Genomic DNA, 17,903 nt, shown 5'->3' with positions numbered 1-17,903 from the left:
CATCAGGCTTCCCTCGTCGTGCATGAACGTGTCGGGTCGAGACAAGCCGCAACCATCGCCTCTCCGGCGACCGGAGGGGACTCCCCCAAGGGGCGTTGTCTATGAGATAAGGAGCTAATGCGGCGACACAGGTGGGAGTTCGAGGACACAAACTTCTCCGCAACGTGGATGAAGAATTCCGCCTCGCTCTCCTGGTAAGTCTCTTGGAAGTCGCCGTAGGTGCGCACCCGGTCGAAACCTGCCTCCCGAATCAGTTGCTGGAGATAGCTTTTCCGCAACGGGAACATGTTCAAGGTGTATTCGCACCCGTCCGGGAAGGCGTATTTGAAGCGCGCCAGGCCGTCATCGAGGTACTCGGGCTCCGCGGTGACCCGATCGCCGCAGTAGTAGTAAACGTGCTTCGACCTAAAGCCGTGATCGAGCATCTCATCGTAATTTCTCTGATCGATGATCAGAATTCCGTCATAGCGCAGCGCCGCGTAGAACTCGGCCAGCACCTTGCGGCGATCCAGCTCACCGTGTAGGTGCGTGAACGAGTTGCCCAGGCAAATTATCGCGTCGTACTTGCCCTGGATGCTCCGGCTGAGCTCGCGCCAGTCGGCATGAACGGTGTTGAGAATGAGTCCGCGTCTTCGGCCGTTCTCAAAAGCCTTGGCCAGCATGGCCGCCGAGCCGTCGACACTGATGACATCAAACCCGGCGTCCATCAGACGGACGGAATGAAAGCCGGTGCCCGTGGCGGCGTCGAGAACGCTCTGCTTGCCGTGAGCGAGCAAGACATCGATGAAGAATTGCCCTTCCGACTTCGCACGGGCATCCCAATCGATCAGCTCGTCCCATCTTTCGGCGAAGCCCATGACGAATTCTTTGCGGTAGAGGTCCGTCGCACGGTCCGCCAAGGGGTCAGCGCCATAGTCTTGTTCGAAGGACTGCAACTCCGCGTTTCGCTCCAAAGTGCCGGCGTGCTGTGGAAGGTCTCGATCCACATCGACCACGTGCAACTTCATGGCTTCTCCTAGTCCTGCGCCCAACGGTTCGCGACACCGTGTATGTCCTCATCTATGCGTGGCAACCCGCTCGCTCCCGCGCTCGTGGTAGTCGACGCCGAATAGTCCGGCCATTGGACCGATGGCGGCCGGTCGCATATCGAGCGATCGTCGTCGTCGCATCGACACGGTTGGCCGGTGTTGCGGTAGTCATCGCCGAAATCATCACTCGACTGGAGAACGACGAGCGCAGTAGTGCGATACCTCAATCTCGGTTTATCGCGGCGCGATACTGCAGAGCCGCAGCCTTGCGCAGCAGTAGGGTCTCCCTCAGACGGCTGTGGGTCGGGCCGTCCGCCGGACATCCAGACGCGCCGATACTGCGACAAGACCTCCCTCGGTACGAGCCCTTACCTCAGCGGCACCGGGTTGGGGGCGATCATCGGCTGCGAGTTGCGCCGCAACGAGTTTCAGCTCGGACGCACGCCAAAGGCGCCAGCACGGAGATTCAACTTCGGCGTACGGGCGAATTATTTCGGCATTGACACCGGCGTCGCGCAGCGTCGGCGCCCGTTAATACCGGAACGGTAGACGGCGCCGAGCGCGATGGAGTCAGCTGAGTTCATCGGCCATCGGAGCCGATGCAGTATGGCGATACTTAATCATCGACGCCGAGCGCACGCGAGCAGCCGCGACATCACTCTGGCCGTGCCCTTTGGCGCGGGATCAAGGTGGCGAGCTCCTCGCGGCTGGCGGTTCCAGTCTTTGCCATCGCCCGATAGATGTGGCTTTCCACGGTGCGCACCGAAAGAGTCAGTCGCTCCGCCACCGCGCGGTTAGACAGCCCCTCACCGATCAGCGTCACAATCTCTCGTTCACGGTCGGTGAACGGCACGGGCTCGCTAGCCTGACGAAGCGCAGGAGTCCATGCCCCTCCGCATTGTTCGGCCAGTGCCTCCGCGCGTGCCGCGCATTGCAACGCCGATCCGCGTCGGCCCTGGCTGCGATAGACGAGGGCCGCTTGGGCGGCGGCATCGACGGCGGCAACCAGGTCGCCGATACGCTCGAATTCTTCCGACACCACGGCCAGTTCGGTGGCGTCGCTGTCACGCAGAGCGACGACGAACCGTCTAGCCACGTCAACCCGAGGTCCCTCGACGATCGATGCCAGTTCGCCCATTCTGAGTGCGCCGGAGTGATCGCCGAACTGGGCGGCGGTCTGTAGGCAGATCACTTCGGCCCCGAATTGATTTATAGCAGAAGCTCTTTCGGCGGCCGCCAACAAAATGGCAATCGCCTCACTGACGGCGCCCTGTCCTGCGGCGACCCATGCTCGAGCCACGCTCCGTTCAAAGTCCAGCTGTCGGAATGGCCGTCGCTGAGAGTCGACGGCGGCAAGCACGGTGGCCGCCTCAGCGGTTGATCCGCACATCGCGAGCGCGCTCGCGCGCGAGACGCTGTAGCGGTATCCCCATCCCAAAGCATGCGTGGCGGAAAGTCCCACTGCCTGTGCGAGCAACGTTCGGGCGGATTTAAGGCGTCCGGCACCCAGCGCGGCGCGACCCGCCACGGCGGCACCGAGCAACTGAGCGGCGCCCGGCAGGTCGGCCGCTTGCTGGCGCACCCGGTCGGCCACGTCCAGCGCGTCCGCGATCCGGCCGGCCAGTAGCAGCGCACTGACGTGTGAATCAGCGATGTTGAACCTCATGTGGGGGGCATCGAAAGACTCTGCCGCAGCAGTGTATCCAGCCTCCGCGACGGCTACGGCTTCTGCGGTGCGCCCTGCATCCGCGAATATGCTGGCCAAGACCCAGGCGATCTCGGCGCCGACGACGGGCGGCAACTCGTCCAAAACCAGGTTCTTTGACGCCCGGATCGCCGGATCCGGCTGGTCCGTGGCAAACCAGTACACGGTGAGGAAGGCATCGATATAGCTGCGGGCAGCGGGTGATGTGCTGTCCGCGGCCTCGTCGATCATCGCTTTCGCGCGCTCGGGTTCACCCAGTGCCCACAACATGTTGCTGGCCCGCAGGAACGCGAGTCTGCCGCGCTCGGCGTCGGTCAACTGGTCGGCGCGGATCTGGGCGAATACCGCTTCGGCCTCCGCACCTCGGCCCGACCACGAAAGGGCATGCGCCCGAAGAAACTTTGCCTCGGGTCCCGCTCCGGCGCGGACTGCCGCTGCGGCGAGTCGATCGGCGAGGGGTAGGTCCGCCAGCCAGACGGCGCCGTGGGCCGCCCGCACGAGTAGGTCGGCGTCCGGCTTGAGGTCGGAGTCGACAGTCAATGAGGCGCGGCGCACAAGGACTTGGACGTCGTCGCGGTCATCGGTTGCGGCGAGCTCGGCGGCGACCAGTCCGCGCAAACGTCGCAGCCGAGTGCGCGCCGCGTGTCTGCGGCGCACCTCGGCGTAGAGGGGGTGCGCCACCCGCACTTCGATAGCGTGACCGACTGGCTCGACCGTGATGATGCCACGGATATCAGCTTCCTCGATCGCCGCCGGATCCGCGATGCGCTGCAACGCCGCGAGTTCCATGGGCTCCCCCACAGCCAGCACGTCGATCACCTCGCCGACCGGCGCCGGCAGGGTTCCGATGCGGGATTCGATCAGCTCGACCAACCCGGGGGGCATGACCGGATCCCCGAGCCACCGCCAAAACCCGCCCCGTTGGACGATGCGGCCGTCAGCGACCTCCTGTTCGACGATGTTGCGCAAGTACAACACGTTGCCGCGCGTCAGCTTCCACAGCCGCTCGGCGGCCCCCTGATCCACTGGCCCGGCCAAAGTTGCCGAAAGCAGTGTGGTGCTTTCATCGAAGGCCAGCGGCTGGAGGTCAAGCCGGTCGAACTGGCCAACGGAGCATGCCTCTTGCAGAGCGGCAGCCGGCTCGCCGTCGAGCACAGTAAGGATTACTTTTGCCGCGCCGCGCTGCACGATCTGATGCACCACGAACATCGATAAATCGTCGAGCAGGTGTGCGTCATCCACACACATCACCACCGTGGCGCACGACTGTGTCGCAGTCAGCGACTCAATCACCCCCCGCAGCAGCTGAACCGTATCGGTGACGCCTGACGGAGCCCACGCGGCGAAAGCACCGAGCGGAATCGCGCGCGCCGACGACGTGCCGGCCACCCACCGGCATTCGAATCCGTGCGACTCGGCGGCAGACATGGCCTCACGGGCGATCCGGCTCTTGCCCACACCCGCCGCCCCGTGGACGACGATCCCGGAAACACCCGAAGCCGAGATGGCGGCCTCGATAGCACCGGTCTCCTCTGAGCGACCAACCAACGGCCACGACAAACGCACGTCAGCAGACTACGTGCGATCACGGCAATTGCTGGGCCATTCTGTACACGGCCCCCGCCCGAGGCCGGTTAAGGCTGCAGGCGCTCGACCCGGCCGCCGGCGACCCTGATCCGGTTGTGCACCCGGTTTTCCCGCCCCTGCCAGAATTCGACCACCTCGGGCGCGAGCAGGTACCCGCCCCAGTTGGGCGGCACCGGGACGTCCTCCAGGGCGGCGAAGCGCTTCGTGACCTCGTCGAGCTGGTCGAGCAGCGCCGCGCGCGAGGCGATCGGCCGCGATTGGTGCGACGCCCAGGCGCCCAGTTGCGAGCCGCGCGGCCGCTGGGACCAGTAATCCTGCGTGACCTGCTGCTCGACCTTGGTGACCGAGCCGCGGATATGAACCTGCCGGCCGAGCAGGTACCAGGGGAAGGTGGCCGACGCGTAGGGCGTCGCCGCCAGCTCGAGGCCCTTGGCCGAGTCGTAGTTGGTGAAAAAAGTGATCCCGGTCTCGTCGGCGCTCTTGCACAACACCGATCGGCTGACCGGCCGGCCGTCGGCGACGGTGGCCAACACGAACGCGTTCGGCTCGGCCACCCCGGCGCGCTCGGCGTCCTCAATCCACTTGCGGAACAAGGCAAGCCACCCGTCGGCCAACCAATCCGCATCCAGGTCCGGGCTGCCGTCCTTCTCGACCGACCCGTACTCGACGCGCATCCTCTGCAGGTGTTCCTCCGCTGGTCCAGCCATTGCGCCCACGCTACCGGCGGTAGCTACCGGCCGGTAGCGTCCGCCTGTAGCTGGGGTGCGAGAATTTCTCCCATGACTGTTGTCCCCGAAAACTTTGTCCCCGGCCTGGAAGGCGTGGTGGCCTTCACCACCGAAATTGCCGAACCGGATAAAGACGGCGGCGCGCTGCGCTACCGCGGCGTCGACATCGAAGACCTGGTGACTCAGCAGGTCACCTTCGGCGACGTCTGGGCGCTCCTGGTCGACGGAAAGTTCGGCCACGGGCTGCCGCCCGCCGAGCCGTTCCCGCTGCCCATCCACACCGGCGACGTGCGGGTCGACGTGCAGGCGGGCTTGGCGATGCTGGCCCCCATTTGGGGCTACAAGCCCTTGCTCGACACCGACGAGGCCACCGCCCGCGACCAGCTGGCCCGGGCCTCGGTGATGGCGCTGTCCTACGTCGCACAGTCGGCGCGCGGCATTTATCAGCCGGCCGTTCCGCAGCGAGTAATCGACGAATGCCCCACCGTCACAGCGCGCTTCATGACCCGATGGCAGGGCGAGCCGGACCCGCGGCACGTCGAGGCCATCGACGCCTATTGGGTGTCGGCCGCCGAGCACGGCATGAACGCGTCGACGTTCACCGCGCGGGTGATCGCCTCGACCGGCGCCGACGTCGCGGCGTCGCTGTCGGGGGCGATCGGGGCGATGAGCGGCCCCCTGCACGGTGGTGCCCCGGCGCGGGTGCTGCCAATGATCGAGGAGGTCGAGCGCACCGGCGACGCCCGCGGCCTGGTCAAGTCGATCCTGGACCGCGGCGACAAGCTGATGGGATTCGGCCACCGGGTTTACCGCGCTGAGGACCCGCGGGCGCGGGTGCTGCGGGCGGCCGCGGAACGGCTCGGCGCCCCGCGGCACGAGGTCGCGGTCGCGCTGGAGCAGGCCGCGCTGGCCGAACTGCGGGAGCGGCGCCCGGACCGGGCCATCGAAACCAACGTCGAGTTCTGGGCCGCCGTCATCCTGGACTTCGCCCGGGTGCCGGCCAACATGATGCCGGCGATGTTCACCTGTGGTCGCACCGCGGGATGGTGCGCCCACATCCTCGAGCAGAAGCGGCTCGGGAAGCTGGTGCGCCCGTCGGCCATCTATGTCGGACCGGGCCCGCGCAGCCCGGAAGACGTCGAGGGCTGGGACCGGGTTCTCACCTCTGCCTGATCTTCGCGCTGGCGTCACGCAAGCGTCCGTTAGTTGTCGGTACCCGGCGGTTCAATGGATCCGGCCGCGATGAGTTTGGGTCGCGGGCCAAGTCAATAACCGTGAGCCAGTCTCCGCCTGGGCTGGCATCCGAGACCGACAAGAGGAGGCCATCATGGCGATCAACATCGAACCGGCGCTGTCCCCGCACCTCGTGGTCGACAACGCCGCCGCGGCGATCGACTTTTACGTCAAGGCTTTTGGCGCCGAGGAGCTGGGCCGCGTGCCCGGTCCCGACGGCAGGCTGGTCCACGCCGCGCTGCGCATCAACGGCTTCACGGTGATGCTCAACGACGACTTCCCGGAAACCTGCGGCGGCAAGTCGATGACGCCCAAGTCGCTTGGCGGGACCCCGGTCACCATTCACCTGACGGTCACCGACGTCGACGCCAAGTTCCAGCGGGCGCTGGACGCGGGCGCCACCGTGGTGGCGCCGTTGGACGACCAGTTCTGGGGAGACCGCTACGGCGTCGTCGCCGACCCGTTCGGTCACCACTGGTCGCTGGGACAGCCGGTGCGCGAGGTCAGCCCCGACGAGATCGCGGCCGCAATGGCCGGGCAGGGCGCCGGCTAACCGCGCAGCCGCTCCAGCAGCCGGCGTCGCATCCGCGGCGCCGGTTGCGCCGCGGCCGCCGCGGCGAGCATGTCGGCGACCGCGGTGAATTTGGTGCGAGGCCGCCCATCGTGGCCGCCCCGCTCGATCTCCGCGGCGTCGATGGCGCGCCATCCCGCGGAGTCGACGACGTCGGGCTGGCGGGCGCGCACCAACTCATCCAGCGCCCCCGGCCCGGCCACCGGATCGGTCAACCTGCCTTCGTTGAAATCGGCCACCAGGGCGTGCACGGTTTGAACGGAACAGGACTTGTTGGTGCCGATGAACCCGGTCGGCCCGCGCTTGATCCACCCCGCCACGTACGCGCCGGTCACCGGGAGGCCGGAGCCGGGCTCGACGACGCGGCCGCCGTCGTTGGGCACTACGGCCGCGGATTCGTCAAACGGTAGGTCGCGAATCCGCTTGCCGCGGTAGCCGATCGACGTCAGCACCAGGCCCGCCTCGAGCCGCTGCCCCTGCTCGGTGCCGGTGACACAGAACTCCACGCCGGTCGCACGCCGCTCACCCAGCACGCGCTCGGGCGTGAGCTGATAGGCCAGCCGGATCCGCTTGCGCGACAAGGGTGCCGAAGCGTCGCCCAGTTTGCTGAGGATCTCCAGCTTGGTCTTGGTCAGCGGATCCGAAACGCTCGCCAGATCGCTCGCCACGCGCTGGTGGTCGGCGGCGTCGAGCACGACCTCGGATGTGCCGGTCAGCCCGATCAATTCGGGCAGAGTGAACGCCGAATGGGCGGGCCCGCGCCGGGCCGCGATCACCACTTCCCGCACGGCCGAGCGGCGAAGCGCTTCCAGCGCGTGGTCCGAGATGTCGGTTCGGGCGAGGTCCTCCGGGTCAGCCGTCAGCACTCGGGCCACGTCGAGGGCGACGTTACCGTTGCCGATGATCACCGCGCGTTCGTGACCGAGATCGACCGGCAAATCGGTGAAGTCGGGATGCCCGTTGATCCACGCGACGAACTCGGTGGCGGTGCCAGTGCCCGGCAGGCCCATCCCCTCGATGTCCAACCGGCGATCGTCCGGGGCGCCCACCGCGTACAGCAAGGCGTGGTGGTGGGCCAACAGATCGGCGTGGCTGAGATGCTCGCCGACCTCGACGTTGAGGTAGAACCGGAAATGGCGGTGGCGCGATACGCGGTCAAAGAGCCGGGTGACCCTCTTGGTGTTCTGGTGATCGGGCGCCACCCCGGCGCGCACCAATCCGTAGGGCGTGGGCAGCTTCTCAAAGACGTTGACCCGCACCCCGTCTTGGGTGAGCAGTTCGTCGGCGGCATACATCGCCGCCGGCCCGGATCCCACGATGGCCACGGTCAACGGCCGACGGCGCGCGCGCACCTCGGCGGCCGGGATCACCGGGGCCAGCTTCGACGTCGGCGGCAGCTTCACGTCGGCGGGTCGCTCGGGGTAGAACGAGGCGTTGATTTCGACGAAAGGCAGCTGCTGGGGCTCCAGCCGGGTGTCCGGCACGATCGCGCCCACCGGGCACGCGCTCACGCACGCACCGCAGTCCACGCAGGCCACCGGATCGATGTAGAGCATCTCCGACGCCGCGAAGCCCGGCTCGTCCGGTGTGGGGTGAATGCAGTTCACCGGGCAGGCGAAGACACAGGACCCGTCATTGCAGCACGACTGGGTAATAACGTGCGGCATGGATAACCCGCGGGGTGCTACGCGGCCGGGGCGGCGGCCAGGTGCCGGCGCTGCGGCTCGCTGCGGTAGCGCGACGGCTTGCCGTTGATCTTGCAGAGCCGCCACATCAGCCGTGCGGAACGCGTTTCCATCAGACCGGTGTCGTAGGCGAGCATCCGAACGTCGGCGAACATGTCGCTCAACCACTTTCGCGATTCCGGCGACCGGAAGAAGAGTTCCTTCTTGACCTCGTGCGGGATGTCGAACTCCCGCCAGAACGCCTTGGGCGGCACCGTGATCGCCTGGCACAACACCCGCATCGTCACCGGCAGATACAACGCCGTCCAGAAGCGCTGCCGCTTAGACAACTCCGGCAGCCGCTTGCGCAAGAATTCGTGCGCGAACGAGATGTGCCGGGCCTCCTCGGCCACGTGAATGGCCATCACCCGCTCCATGATGGGGTGCAGCGACTTGCCTTCGCGCAGAACGTTTTTCTGCGTGTGATCGATGGGCTCCTCGCCGGCCAGCACCCCGATGAAGAACGCCACCGGCAACGGGCCGGCGACCAGCGGAACCAGCGGCGACAGCCACTTGAGCATCCGCGGCATGCCGGGAACGTCGGCGCCGACGCGGTTCACCATCTCCTGGAACATCATGGTGTGGTTGCACTCTTCGACCGATTCGTGCAGGCAATACCGGTATTCCGGCGATCCGTTGGGAACCCAGAACGTGTAGTTCATCAGTCCGCGGATCAGGATCGACTCGAAGTGCAGGCCCACCTTTGCGACGTTGGCCTGCCGCCACATCCCGATCTTGATCTTGCGTTCCTCGGACTGGGCCTGATACCAGGGATGGCGGCCCAGCGGGTCGGTCAACGGCAGGATCCACCGGGGGTCGCCCTCGGTGACCGCGAATTCCGGTGAGTCCCAGTCGATGTCGGTATACGGATTGAAGTTCCGCCGCACCGACCCCTCGGACAGTGTGGCAAGCATGTTCACGTACTCGGCGTCGTCGCGGACCTCCATGTTGCGCCGCCAACGCCGGACCAATCGCGTCCTGTCCATTCCAAGCCTCCCCAACGAGGTTTACATTCGGACGTGCAATGTCCAGACAGTACCGCAGGTACTGGGTATTTTTCTAGAGCGGTCGGAGGCACTGTGGCTTGACCGGTGGTCACCCGAGCGATGTGGCGTGGCTCACACACCTCACGGGTTCGGCCGGCAACCTCGGCCCACGGCGTCGGCCTCCCCGGAGCGCTCACTAGGCTGACTGACATGGCTGACCAGCTCGAGATCCCCTCCGACATCAAACCCCGCGACGGCCGCTTCGGCTCCGGTCCCTCGAAGGTCCGGCCCGAACAACTGAAGGCGTTGACCACCACCGCGGCGCCGCTGTTCGGCACGTCGCACCGGCAGGCGCCCGTCAAGGATCTGGTGGGCCGGGTCCGCTCCGGCGTCAGGGAGCTGTTCTCGGTGCCCGACGGCTACGAGGTCATCCTGGGCAACGGCGGCGCGACGGCGTTTTGGGACGCCGCCGCCTTCGGGCTGATCGACAAGCGCTCGCTGCACCTGTCTTTCGGCGAGTTCAGCTCGAAGTTCGCCTCCTGCGTCGCCAAGAACCCGTTCGTCGGCGACCCGATCATCATCAAGTCGGACGCCGGCAGCGCCCCCGAGCCGCAGAGCGACCCGTCGGTCGATGCCATCGGGTGGGCGCACAACGAGACCTCGACGGGGGTCGCGGTGCCGGTCCGCCGGCCGGCCGGCGCCGACGACGCGCTGGTCCTCATCGACGCGACCTCGGGAGCGGGCGGGCTGCCGGTCGACATCACCCAGGCCGACGTCTACTACTTCTCGCCGCAGAAGAACTTCGCCAGCGACGGCGGGCTGTGGCTGGCCGTCATGAGCCCGGCCGCGCTGGCGCGAGTCGAGTCGATCGCCGCGTCCGGCCGCTGGGTTCCCGACTTCTTGTCGCTGCCCATCGCGGTGGAGAACAGCCTGAAGAACCAGACCTACAACACCCCGGCGATCGGCACCCTGGCGCTGATGGCCGAGCAGCTGGACTGGGTGTTGGGCAACGGTGGGCTCGACTGGGCGGTCAAGCGGACGGCGGACTCGTCGCAGCGGCTGTACTCCTGGGCCGAGGAGCGCCCGTACACCACGCCGTTCGTCACCGACCCCGCGTTGCGCTCTCAGGTGGTGGGCACGATCGACTTCGCCGACGACGTCGACGCCGCGGCCGTCGCCAAGACTTTGCGGGCCAACGGCATCGTCGACACCGAGCCCTACCGCAAGCTGGGCCGCAACCAGTTGCGGGTCGCGATGTTCCCCGCGGTCGACCCCGAGGACGTCGGCGCGCTGACCCAGTGCGTCGACTGGGTGGTCGAGCGCCTTTAACCTCTCGGTCATCGGCCTGCAACCCGCCAGCGTGTCAGAGGGGGTTACCGGCGTTAGCTGCACTAGAGTGCGCACCTGACGGGTCCGTCGCGCAGCGGGACGGAGCCTGCGAGGAGAAGCCATGCGGGTACTCAAAGTGGTTGGTCTCGACGACGACGGCAAATACATCATCTGCGAGGGTGATGACCCCGCGGATCGGTTCAAGCTGGCGGCCGACGACAGACTCCGCGCCGCCCTGCGCGGCGAGTCGCCACCACCCGAGCAGCCGGCGCTCGACATGCAGGTCACAAACATGCTGAGCCCCAAGGAAATCCAGGCCCGCATCCGCGCCGGCGCGTCCGTCGAGCAGGTGGCCGCGGCGTCCGGCTCGGACATCGTGCGGGTCCGCAGGTTCGCGCATCCGGTGTTGCTGGAACGCGCCCGCGCCGCCGAGCTGGCAACGGCCGCGCACCCGATGCTCGCCGATGGGCCCGCGGTGCTGACCCTGCTGGAGACGATCAGCACCGCACTGGTCGCGCGCGGCCTCGAACCCGACCGGCTCAGCTGGGACGCCTGGCGCAACGAGGACAGCCGCTGGACCGTGCAGCTCGCCTGGAAGGCGGGCCGCACCGACAACATCGCGCACTTCTGCTTCACTCCCGGCGCGCACGGCGGCACCGTCACGGCGATCGACGACCCGGCCAGCGAGCTCATCGACCCGAACTTCGAGCGTCCCCTGCGGCCGCTCGCACGGGTTGCCCAACTCGAACGCGAAGAAGAGCCGAAGCCGGCGCCGCCCGCCCCGCCCGAACAGCCGGTGCACACCCGGCGCGGCAAGCCGGTCATCCCGGCCTGGGAGGACGTGCTGCTCGGTGTGCGCTCAGGCGGGCAGCGGTAGACACCCGCTAAGCGCCCGAAACGGCCAGCGCTTTGACTGTGCGCTCAGGGCTTTCGGTGTGAAGTGACGGCGGCATCTGGCCGATTGTTGCGCCCTAAGCTCACACACAAGGCCCACGATTCACGCGCAACGCCCGAGCCGCTAGCCCGAAACGGTCAGCGCCAGCAGCGTCACCCACCCGCCCCCCACACCCACGGCCGCGCCCAACACAAACCAGCGCAGCACCGGGGTGCGCCGCCAACCCCACAGCGTCGGCGCCAACCCGCCCGCCGCCACGACGTTCAGGCCGACCGCCAACAGCGGATGCACCCGGATCAACCCCAGGCTCAGCACGACGATGGCGATCCCGGTGACCGCGGCGACGAACGCGGACACCGTCAAACCCGTTGCCCAGGGGACGGACTCGTCGCTCACCACGTGAGCCTAGCCCGCTCGTAGAAGGCCAGGGCCGCCGCCGTCGCGACGTTGAGCGAGTCGGTACCCCGCGACATCGGGACGCGCACCCACACATCGCTGAGCCGCAGGGTGGCCCTCGTCAGGCCCGGGCCCTCGGCGCCCACCACCACCGCGACGCGTTCGTCGACCGCCGCGGCCATCGCCTCGGCCAAAGCGGAGGCCTCGCGCTGCGGGGTCATCGCCAGCAGCCGAAATCCGCTCTCTCTCAACAACATGAGGTCGCTGGGCCACTCGGTGGCCCGCGCATACGGGACCAGCAAGGCGTGGCCCATCGACACCCGCACGGCGCGGCGATACAGCGGGTCCGCGCAGCCCGCGCCGAACACCACCGCGTCCACCCCCAACCCCGCCGCGTTGCGGAAGATCGAGCCCAGGTTCTCGTGGTCGTTGACCCCCTCGAGCACCGCGACGGTGCGGGCGTTTTCGACCACCTCCACGACGCTCGGCTCCCGCACCCTGCGGGCGGCCGCGAGCACGCCGCGATTCAGGTGGAAGCCGACCACCTTCGCCATCACCTCGGCCGAGGCGCGGTAGTACGGCGCGGCGGCGCCGGCCAGGTCGTCCTCTAGTTCGGCCAGCCGGCGTTCGGTGCCCAGCAGGGCGTGCGGGGTGAACCGGGACGCCAGCATGCGCTGCACCACAAGCACGCCTTCGGCGATCACCAGGCCCTTGCCGGTCGGCAGATCGGGACGCCGATCGACGCTGTTCAGGTCGCGGAAATCGTCGAGGCGGGGATCGTCGGGATCGGTGACGTCCTGAACGTCCAAGCCGTCGGTCACGGGCCTTCGTCGACGAGGGCCAGCATCAAGTCGGCGGCCTCGCGCAGCGTGTCGCGCTGTTCGACGTCCAGCGTCGCCAGCCGCTTTGCCAGCCATTCCTGGCGGGCCCGACGGTTCGCCTTGACCAGCTCGGCGCCCGACTCGGACACCGAGACGAGGACCTGCCGGCCGTCGACGGGATGCGGGGTGCGGTCGACCAGACCCATCTCGGCCAGCGAAGCGATCACCCGGGTCATCGACGGGGGTCGGACGCGTTCGCGAATGGCCAACGCGCCGGGCGTCATCGCGCCCTCGTTGGCCAGCGTGGCCAGCGCCGACAGCTGAGACAGCGACACCGGCGATGACGGGTTGCGGAACCGCAGTTGGCGGGCCAGCCGCATGACTGCCAGCGACAAGTCGCTCGCCAGCCGCGCATCGCTGTCAGGCATGGCGCGAGGGTACACGCAACGCGAGAAAGACGGGATACGAAACGTCCAACGACGGACTTTGGTCCTTTGCTCGCGGGCGCTCGTTCCAATCGCCCGACTCTCCCCGCAAGCGGGAGGTGCCCCGACCTCAGGCCGCCCTGCGGCCTGCATCGTCGCCGGGCTATGTTGATCGCGATGACTGTCGAACCCGGCCACGGCCGCGAGGCGCCGCCGCTGCCGGCCTCGCTGCTCGAGGTGTGGCCCGTGGTCGTGGTCGGCTTCGTGGGTTGGCTGATCGGCGCGGTCCTGGCGTTTGTCGTGCCCGCTCTGCACAGTTGGCGCCCGGTGACGCTGGGCGGGCTGGGCGTCGGAGTGATAGGCACCAGCATCTTCGTGTTGCAACTTGCCGCCGCGCGCCGCGGCGCCCGCGGCGCGCAGACCGGCCTCGAAACTTACCTCGACCGCAAGTAGATTCACCGACCCGGGAGGAGCGATGGTCGCCCCGCTGCTGCAAGCGCAGATCGACATCGACGCGCCGGCCGCCAAGGTCTGGGCACTGATATCCGACTTCCGACGGATGCCGCAGTGGAGCCCGCAGTGTCGCCTGATGCGGCCCCTCGGCCCAATGCGTCCGGGCACCCGCACCATCAACTTCAACCGCCGTAACCGGGTTTACTGGCCCACCACGAGCACGGTGCTCGAGGTCGTTCCCGAGAAGCGGCTGGCGTTCCGGGTCAACACCAACCACACCGTGTGGACCTATGAGCTCGAGCCCAACGGTCAGGGCACGCGGGTGGTCGAGAGCCGCCACGCCGAGAACGGCGTCACCGCCGTTTCGAATCTGTCGGTCAAGGCAATCTTCGGCGGGAACGCGATCTTCGAGCGGGAATTGCTCGAGGGAATGAATACCTCGCTGGCGAGGATCAAAGCCGCGGCCGAGAAGGGTTAGTCCCCCGGTTCGGTCGGCTCGGTCGAAGGCTCCGACGATTCGGTCGGAGGCTCCGGCGATTCCTGCGAAGGCTCCAACGACTCCTGCGGAGGCTCCGGCACGTCCGGCGGCGACTCCACCGCCTCGGCCTGGGCCGGCGGCGGGTTCTCCGCGACGTCGAGCACGCCGTCGTCGTAGGGGTCGTACATCGGCGAGCCGGTGCCGGCCGGGGCCGGTGTGTCCGAATGGGCGCCACAGCCGTACTGCTTATCGACGATGTGCCCGTCCGCGGACAGCTCGTTGCCGCACACCCCGAACATCGCGCCGAGCGCTCCGGCCAGCGGCAGGAAGAAACCGCAATCGCGGCACACCCGCTTGGTCGAACGCGCCATCGCCGAATCCGGACCGTAGTCGCCGGTGTGCCACCGCTCGGCCGCCTCGGCGCGGCCCACCGGGCCCATCACCCAGCGGCGGCCCAGCCCGACCTCGGCGGCGGTCTCGTCGACCTGCGGGTCACCGCTGGCGGCGTAGCCCGGGACCAGCCGAGGGTCGTCGACCGCGGGCGCCAGCAGGTCGCCGGGACCCAGATCGCCCGGTCGCACCCGCTCCTGCCAGGGCACCCACTCCGGGGCCAGCAACGCCGTCGGGCCGGGGATCAGCACGACTTCGCTGATCGTGGCGTGCTCCGCGCCGCGGTAGGCGGCGACGACGGCCGCCCACTGCCAGCCCTGGTAGCCGGGCAAATGCGCCAGGAACCGGTGGGTCGCGGCGTTCGGGTCCTCGTAGCTGACGCCCAGGTAGTCCCCGACGGCCTCCGGGCCGGCGAACTCCTCGACGGCGGCCCTGGCCTGATCGGCCGCACCGGTGAGCAGCGCGGCCAACTCGTCGGCCCACTCGGCCACGGTCGTGGCGGCGGGTTCCACTGACTCTTCCGTGGGTCCGGTCACGCTGCCCCCTCTCTCGTGGCGATCGGACTACAGTGCGTCTCCATACTAGGTTGGCGAGCCACGCCCTGTTGCCTGCCGGTATAGGACAGAATTGAGTGGTGTCTGGACGCCGGCGTGATGCTCGGGGCCGGGTGGCCGCTAACCCGGGCCGCCGGCCCCGCCCGAACGGCAAGGGTTCGGCCAACCAGCATCCGGGGATGGCCAACTACCCGGCCGACGACTCCGACTCTCGCCCGTCGCGCCGTCCGCCGCCGATGCCGAGCGCGAACCGGTACCTCCCACCGCTGGGCGAGGAGTCCGAGCCCGACCGCAACAGCGGCCCGACCCCACGCGGGTCCACCGCCAGCGAACGCATCACCGTCACCCGCGCCGCCGCGATGCGCAGCCGCGAAATGGGCTCGCGCATGTACTGGATGGTGCAGCGCGCCGCCACCGCCGACGGCGCCGACAAGTCGGGCCTGACAGCGCTGACGTGGCCCGTGGTCGCCAACTTCGCGGTCGACTCGGCGATGGCCGTCGCGCTGGCCAACACGCTGTTCTTCGCCGCGGCCAGCGGGGAGAGCAAGTCCAAAGTGGCTCTCTACCTGTTGATTACGATCGCGCCGTTCGCGGTGATCGCGCCGCTCATCGGCCCGGCGCTCGACCGCCTGCAGCACGGCCGGCGCGTGGCGCTCGCGCTGTCGTTCGCGCTGCGCACCCTGCTGGCGGTGCTGCTGATCATGAACTACGACGGCGCCACCGGCAGCTTCCCGTCGATGGTGCTCTATCCGTGCGCGCTGGCGATGATGGTGCTGTCCAAGTCGTTCAGCGTGCTGCGCAGCGCGGTGACACCACGGGTGATGCCGCCGTCCATCGACCTGGTGCGCGTGAATTCCCGGCTGACCGTGTTCGGTCTCCTCGGCGGCACCATCGCCGGCGGCGCCATCGCGGGCGGCGTCGAGTTCGTCTGCACGCACCTCTTCAAGCTCCCCGGCGCGTTGTTCGTCGTCGTCGCCGTCACGATCGCGGGCGCCTTCCTGTCGATGCGCATCCCGCGCTGGGTCGAGGTGACCGCGGGTGAAGTCCCGGCCACCCTGAGCTACCGACGCGACGGCGACGGGCGGCGCCGATGGCCCGAGGAGGTTAAAAAGGTCGGCGGAACGCTCCGACAACCGTTGGGCCGCAACATCATCACCTCGCTATGGGGCAACTGCACCATCAAGGTGATGGTGGGCTTCCTGTTCCTGTACCCGGCGTTCGTCGCCAAGGCGCATCAGGCCAACGGATGGGCCCAGCTGGCCATGCTGGGCATGATCGGGGCCGCCGCCGCGATCGGCAACTTCGCCGGCAACTTCACCAGCGCGCGCCTGCAGCTTGGCAGGCCCGCCGTGCTGGTGGTGCGCTGCGCGGTGGCGGTGTGCGCCGTCGCCCTGGCGGCCGCCGTGGCGGGAACGTTGATGGTGACGGTGATCGCCACGTTGATCACCTCGGGCTCCAGCGCCATCGCGAAGGCCTCGCTCGACGCCTCGCTGCAACACGATCTGCCCGAGGAGTCGCGGGCGTCGGGATTCGGGCGATCGGAATCGACCCTGCAGCTGGCCTGGGTGCTGGGTGGGGCGCTCGGCGTCCTGGTGTACACGGAGCTCTGGGTCGGCTTCACCGCCGTCAGCGCCCTGCTCATCCTCGGCCTGGCCCAGACCCTCGTCAGCTTCCGCGGCGACTCCTTGATCCCCGGACTCGGCGGCAACCGGCCCGTCATGGTCGAGCAGGAGGGCACGCGCCGGGGCGCCGGCAGGCCGGCGGCGGTGCCGGAGTGAAACGCGGCGTGGTCGCGCTCGTCGCGGCCGTGGTGGCGCTGGCGTGCCTCGGGGTCGGCGTCGGAACCTGGATTCTGGTGCGCCGCACCGGCCCCCAGCAGCCCGAGATCAGCGCCTATACGCACGGGCACCTCACCCGGGTGGGGCCGTACCTGTACTGCGATGTGCTCAACCTCAACGACTGCCAGACGCCGCAGACCCAGGGCGAGCTACCGCTCAACGAGCACTACCCGGTGCAACTTTCGGTTCCCGACGCCATCGCACGGGCACCCTGGCGCCTGTTGCAGGTCTATGAGGATCCCGCCAACACGACCGCGACCATGTTTCGACCGGGCGCGCGCCTCGCGGTCACCATTCCGGCGGTGGACCCGCAGCGCGGCAAGCTGACCGGGATCGTCGTGCAATTGCTGACGTTGGTGGTCGACGACGGCCAACAAAATGACATCAACGCCGTTCGCGCCGTCCCGCACGCGGAATGGTCGGTGCGGCTGAACTCCTGACATTCCGCCGAAGGCCAAAATGAAACCACCGCACAACGATTCGATCTGGCCCGACGACACCCGCCGCGCCGCCGTGACGCTCGCACTGGCCGCGGCGACTAACAGCGACATGCAGTTTCAGGACATGATCGACTCGATCACGGACGCGCTGAACAGCGGCCGGTCCCTGCAGTTCGTGGTCGAGTTGATCCGCCTGCTGCCCGCCGGGTTGAACGAAGAATTCAACAAACCCGAAACCGCCTCGGCCTTCCGGCAGATGGCGGCGGAAGCACAGGCGTACGAGGACGACATGCGAGCGCGCAGCGAATGGCGAGACGAGTAG

Annotated in this window: 18 protein-coding genes; 9 read left to right on the top strand and 9 right to left on the bottom strand. The window is 68.1% G+C overall.

Annotated elements, in window-relative coordinates; translation table 11 throughout:
• Window positions 1-2: 2 nt before the first annotated feature.
• The 3 genes from AWB92_RS05030 to pdxH form a co-directional block, all read right to left on the bottom strand.
• A complete protein-coding gene (locus tag AWB92_RS05030; RefSeq protein ID WP_085184316.1) occupies window positions 3-1,007 on the bottom strand; it encodes a class I SAM-dependent methyltransferase in 1,005 nt (334 codons plus the stop codon).
• A 676-nt stretch (window positions 1,008-1,683) separates the two neighbouring features.
• A complete protein-coding gene (locus tag AWB92_RS05025; protein WP_085184315.1) occupies window positions 1,684-4,299 on the bottom strand; it encodes a tetratricopeptide repeat protein in 2,616 nt (871 codons plus the stop codon).
• Window positions 4,300-4,367: 68 nt separating this feature from the next.
• Entirely contained in the window at window positions 4,368-5,027 is a 660-nt protein-coding gene (gene pdxH, locus AWB92_RS05020) for a pyridoxamine 5'-phosphate oxidase (protein WP_085184314.1), read from the bottom strand.
• Between the two features lie 72 nt (window positions 5,028-5,099).
• Here pdxH and AWB92_RS05015 point away from each other — a divergent pair, with 72 nt between their 5' ends.
• Entirely contained in the window at window positions 5,100-6,221 is a 1,122-nt protein-coding gene (locus AWB92_RS05015; protein WP_085184313.1) for a citrate synthase 2, read from the top strand.
• A 154-nt stretch (window positions 6,222-6,375) separates the two neighbouring features.
• Window positions 6,376-6,834: a VOC family protein gene (locus tag AWB92_RS05010; protein ID WP_085184312.1), complete on the top strand. Its 459-nt coding sequence runs from the start codon at window positions 6,376-6,378 to the stop codon at window positions 6,832-6,834.
• Here the strand turns inward: AWB92_RS05010 and AWB92_RS05005 are convergent.
• Window positions 6,831-8,519 (bottom strand): FAD-dependent oxidoreductase, encoded by a 1,689-nt coding sequence (locus AWB92_RS05005; RefSeq protein WP_085184311.1) that lies wholly within the window; start codon window positions 8,517-8,519, stop codon window positions 6,831-6,833. The genes AWB92_RS05010 and AWB92_RS05005 overlap by 4 nt on opposite strands.
• A gap of 17 nt (window positions 8,520-8,536) precedes the next feature.
• Window positions 8,537-9,562 (bottom strand): diiron oxygenase, encoded by a 1,026-nt coding sequence (locus tag AWB92_RS05000; protein WP_085184310.1) that lies wholly within the window; start codon window positions 9,560-9,562, stop codon window positions 8,537-8,539.
• A 210-nt stretch (window positions 9,563-9,772) separates the two neighbouring features.
• On the opposite strand from AWB92_RS05000, the gene serC reads away from it, so the two are divergent.
• Both serC and sepH read left to right on the top strand, forming a co-directional pair.
• Window positions 9,773-10,891, top strand: coding sequence for a phosphoserine transaminase (gene serC, locus AWB92_RS04995; protein WP_085184309.1), 1,119 nt, complete (start codon window positions 9,773-9,775; stop codon window positions 10,889-10,891).
• A 121-nt stretch (window positions 10,892-11,012) separates the two neighbouring features.
• Window positions 11,013-11,768 carry a septation protein SepH gene (gene sepH, locus AWB92_RS04990; RefSeq protein WP_068107543.1) on the top strand — a complete coding sequence of 252 codons (756 nt, stop codon included), beginning with the start codon at window positions 11,013-11,015 and terminating at the stop codon, window positions 11,766-11,768.
• A 141-nt stretch (window positions 11,769-11,909) separates the two neighbouring features.
• Here sepH and AWB92_RS04985 read toward each other — a convergent pair whose 3' ends face one another.
• The 3 genes from AWB92_RS04985 to AWB92_RS04975 are packed head-to-tail and all read right to left on the bottom strand — an operon-like array spanning window position 11,910 to window position 13,431.
• A complete protein-coding gene (locus tag AWB92_RS04985) occupies window positions 11,910-12,182 on the bottom strand; it encodes a DUF2537 domain-containing protein (protein WP_085184367.1) in 273 nt (90 codons plus the stop codon).
• Window positions 12,179-13,003, bottom strand: coding sequence for an RNA methyltransferase (locus AWB92_RS04980; RefSeq protein ID WP_241523362.1), 825 nt, complete (start codon window positions 13,001-13,003; stop codon window positions 12,179-12,181). The genes AWB92_RS04985 and AWB92_RS04980 overlap by 4 nt, the downstream gene beginning before the upstream one ends.
• A complete protein-coding gene (locus tag AWB92_RS04975) occupies window positions 13,000-13,431 on the bottom strand; it encodes a MarR family transcriptional regulator (protein WP_067154866.1) in 432 nt (143 codons plus the stop codon). Before AWB92_RS04975 ends, AWB92_RS04980 begins: the two co-directional genes overlap by 4 nt.
• 174 nt (window positions 13,432-13,605) lie before the next feature.
• Here AWB92_RS04975 and AWB92_RS04970 point away from each other — a divergent pair, with 174 nt between their 5' ends.
• Both AWB92_RS04970 and AWB92_RS04965 read left to right on the top strand, forming a co-directional pair.
• Window positions 13,606-13,881, top strand: a complete 276-nt coding sequence (locus tag AWB92_RS04970) for a DUF2530 domain-containing protein (RefSeq protein WP_085184366.1) — start codon at window positions 13,606-13,608, stop codon at window positions 13,879-13,881.
• Window positions 13,882-13,903: 22 nt separating this feature from the next.
• A complete protein-coding gene (locus tag AWB92_RS04965) occupies window positions 13,904-14,359 on the top strand; it encodes an SRPBCC family protein (protein ID WP_085184307.1) in 456 nt (151 codons plus the stop codon).
• Here the strand turns inward: AWB92_RS04965 and AWB92_RS04960 are convergent.
• Window positions 14,356-15,285 (bottom strand): DUF3027 domain-containing protein, encoded by a 930-nt coding sequence (locus AWB92_RS04960; protein ID WP_085184306.1) that lies wholly within the window; start codon window positions 15,283-15,285, stop codon window positions 14,356-14,358. The two genes, AWB92_RS04965 and AWB92_RS04960, sit on opposite strands and share 4 nt — an antisense overlap.
• A 131-nt stretch (window positions 15,286-15,416) precedes the next feature.
• Here AWB92_RS04960 and AWB92_RS04955 point away from each other — a divergent pair, with 131 nt between their 5' ends.
• From AWB92_RS04955 to AWB92_RS04945, 3 genes are read left to right on the top strand one after another with little or no spacing between them, the layout of a single operon-like run.
• Window positions 15,417-17,081 carry an MFS transporter gene (locus AWB92_RS04955; RefSeq protein ID WP_142281944.1) on the top strand — a complete coding sequence of 555 codons (1,665 nt, stop codon included), beginning with the start codon at window positions 15,417-15,419 and terminating at the stop codon, window positions 17,079-17,081.
• A complete protein-coding gene (locus AWB92_RS04950) occupies window positions 17,078-17,581 on the top strand; it encodes a DUF2771 domain-containing protein (protein WP_085184304.1) in 504 nt (167 codons plus the stop codon). The genes AWB92_RS04955 and AWB92_RS04950 overlap by 4 nt, the downstream gene beginning before the upstream one ends.
• A gap of 19 nt (window positions 17,582-17,600) precedes the next feature.
• Window positions 17,601-17,903 (top strand): hypothetical protein, encoded by a 303-nt coding sequence (locus AWB92_RS04945; RefSeq protein ID WP_068138498.1) that lies wholly within the window; start codon window positions 17,601-17,603, stop codon window positions 17,901-17,903.

The sequence above is a fragment of the Mycobacterium sp. IEC1808 genome (assembly GCF_002101935.1).
Taxonomy (GTDB): Bacteria; Actinomycetota; Actinomycetes; order Mycobacteriales; family Mycobacteriaceae; genus Mycobacterium.
The sequence above is the reverse complement of the archived record's forward strand: the minus strand, read 5'-3'. Positions and strand labels throughout refer to the sequence as shown.

What these genes read in the sequence shown, in the direction of transcription:
- AWB92_RS05030 (WP_085184316.1), bottom strand. Translation starts at nt 1,007, where the DNA reads ATGAAGTTGCACGTGGTCGATGTGGATCGAGACCTTCCACAGCACGCC.
- pdxH (WP_085184314.1), bottom strand. Translation starts at nt 5,027, where the DNA reads ATGGCTGGACCAGCGGAGGAACACCTGCAGAGGATGCGCGTCGAGTAC.
- AWB92_RS05015 (WP_085184313.1), top strand. Translation starts at nt 5,100, where the DNA reads ATGACTGTTGTCCCCGAAAACTTTGTCCCCGGCCTGGAAGGCGTGGTG.
- AWB92_RS05010 (WP_085184312.1), top strand. Translation starts at nt 6,376, where the DNA reads ATGGCGATCAACATCGAACCGGCGCTGTCCCCGCACCTCGTGGTCGAC.
- AWB92_RS05005 (WP_085184311.1), bottom strand. Translation starts at nt 8,519, where the DNA reads ATGCCGCACGTTATTACCCAGTCGTGCTGCAATGACGGGTCCTGTGTC.
- AWB92_RS05000 (WP_085184310.1), bottom strand. Translation starts at nt 9,562, where the DNA reads ATGGACAGGACGCGATTGGTCCGGCGTTGGCGGCGCAACATGGAGGTC.
- serC (WP_085184309.1), top strand. Translation starts at nt 9,773, where the DNA reads ATGGCTGACCAGCTCGAGATCCCCTCCGACATCAAACCCCGCGACGGC.
- sepH (WP_068107543.1), top strand. Translation starts at nt 11,013, where the DNA reads ATGCGGGTACTCAAAGTGGTTGGTCTCGACGACGACGGCAAATACATC.
- AWB92_RS04975 (WP_067154866.1), bottom strand. Translation starts at nt 13,431, where the DNA reads ATGCCTGACAGCGATGCGCGGCTGGCGAGCGACTTGTCGCTGGCAGTC.
- AWB92_RS04970 (WP_085184366.1), top strand. Translation starts at nt 13,606, where the DNA reads ATGACTGTCGAACCCGGCCACGGCCGCGAGGCGCCGCCGCTGCCGGCC.
- AWB92_RS04965 (WP_085184307.1), top strand. Translation starts at nt 13,904, where the DNA reads ATGGTCGCCCCGCTGCTGCAAGCGCAGATCGACATCGACGCGCCGGCC.
- AWB92_RS04945 (WP_068138498.1), top strand. Translation starts at nt 17,601, where the DNA reads ATGAAACCACCGCACAACGATTCGATCTGGCCCGACGACACCCGCCGC.